The 1,585-nt window shown below is 56.0% G+C and carries 1 protein-coding gene; it reads left to right on the plus strand.

All coding sequences use genetic code 11. The annotated features are described in order from the left end of the window. Positions 1–124 precede the first annotated feature (124 nt). Positions 125–1,582 (plus strand): IS4 family transposase, encoded by a 1,458-nt coding sequence (locus AC5ZG1_RS43890; protein WP_455999060.1) that lies wholly within the window; start codon positions 125–127, stop codon positions 1,580–1,582. Positions 1,583–1,585: the final 3 nt, after the last annotated feature.

A 1,585-nucleotide genomic window follows, 5' to 3' on the forward strand; every position in this document is an offset into this window, starting at 1 on the left:
CGGTGAAGCTTTCAATTACCCATAACTTTGACCACTCGGGCTGATCCGCTGATCGGCGAAATCTTGAATCGAAAGAATCACTTGTGATTCCTTGCTGAGCACCTGATTCGCGAGGGGGTGCTCTATGGGCCTGACATTAAGGGATCGATCGGCGAAAGGCTGTTTGCGGTCCTTGGAAGGTGAATGTTGGATTGATCGAGAGAGTAGTGGATGCGAGTTTAGGGACGCGCGGCTCGGCGACAGATTCCGCAAACTGCTCACGCAGATTGGAAGCGCCATGGGACAAAGCATTCCGCTCGTCTGCCAGGATTGGGCGAATACCAAGGCAGCCTACCGCTTCTTCTCTAATGAGCGGGTCAGCGAAGCAGACATTCTGGCCGGTCATTTCCAATCGACACGTGATCGGGCCGCCGCCGCGGAAGGTCTCGTTCTTGTGCTGCACGATACAACCGAGTTCAGCTATCAACGCGAGAAGTCAGAAGCGATCGGCATCACCAAGAGCATAAACAGTGGACGGGATAAGGCGGGGCGCCTCCGATCGCACACGGTTTGCGGCATCCTGATGCATTCGAGCCTCGCGGTGACAATCGAGGGGGTGCCGCTGGGGTTGGCGGCCGTTAAGTTCTGGACCCGGAAGAAATTCAAGGGGACGGCAGCACTTAAAAAGAAGATCAATCCGACCCGGATTCCCATCGAGAAAAAGGAAAGCGTCCGGTGGTTGGAAAATCTCAAGCAGTCTACGCAGCTGTTGGATCATCCGGGACGATGCATCCATATTGGTGATCGCGAGAGTGACATTTACGAGCTTTTCTGCGCAGCACAGGAGATCGGAACTCATTTCCTGATCAGGACCTGCGTCGACCGCTTGGCTGGAGACGGGGATCACACGATCGCCGACGAAATGGACGAGGTCGCCATCAAAGGGCTCCATCGCATCGAAGTCAGAGACAGCAACGGCGATCCCGACCAGGCCGTTCTTGAGATCAGGTATCGCAAAATTCGCGTCCTGCCGCCGATCGGAAAGCAGAAGCGCTATCCCGCTCTAACCCTGACGGTGATCCACGCCGAAGAGCGCGGGACGCCGAAAAACAGAAAGAAGATCGATTGGAAGCTGATCACCGACCTGCCCGTTGGTTCCCGCACCGACGCCATTGAGAAGCTCGAATGGTATGGTTTGAGATGGAAGATCGAGGTGTTCCATAAGATCCTCAAATCGGGCTGCAAAGCTGAGGAGTCGAAGCTCAGGACCGCCCAGCGTCTGACCAATCTGATCTCGCTCTTTTGCATCCTGAGTTGGCGGGTCTTCTGGATGACGATGCTCAACCGTTCCGCCCCAGACACGCCGCCAACCGTCGTGTTGACCGCGACTGAAATCGACGTGCTCGATCGCCTCGTCAACGACAAACCAAAAGCAAAAAAGAAAATGCTCTCGCACTATCTGATCAAGATCGCCCGGCTCGGCGGTTATCTCGCCCGCGCCAGCGATCCGCCGCCTGGCAATACCGTCATGTGGCGCGGGCTGTCACGCCTCACTGACATCGCGCTGGGCGCCATGGTCGGAGGAGAATTTGTGGGTAATTGAAAG

The sequence above is a fragment of the Bradyrhizobium sp. Leo78 genome, from assembly GCF_059512425.1.